A 322-nucleotide genomic window follows, 5' to 3' on the forward strand; every position below is an offset into this window, starting at 1 on the left:
AGGGACGAAGCCTGGTTGATGCGCCATGCCGAGCAGGTGCGGCGCGACCTGGAACAGCACTCATCGACCGGGGCGGCGGTAGTCAATGACTATGACTTGCTGCAGAGCTTGCTGACCTATGGCTCGATTGGCGTGGGCAGCGCGACATCGGCCTGGGCGCGACATTTGGATGAAATAGTGCATACGTTGGAGGAAATCGAGCGCTTGCATCAACGGATGAAAACGGGCGGGTTGAATCGCAATGCCTTCATTGGCCAACGGCAGATGCTGTTTGCATTGCTGGATACGCAACTGCGTGGCGCGGCCAGATTGGGTACGGGGT

Annotated in this window: 1 protein-coding gene; it reads left to right on the top strand. The window is 58.7% G+C overall.

Features of this window, described 5'->3' with window-relative positions:
* Positions 1–15: 15 nt before the first annotated feature.
* Positions 16–322: hypothetical protein (locus AC0L20_RS40450; RefSeq protein ID WP_473295738.1), on the top strand; the 307-nt coding region annotated here is incomplete at its 3' end.

The sequence above is a fragment of the Bradyrhizobium sp. Kon58 genome, from assembly GCF_055807455.1.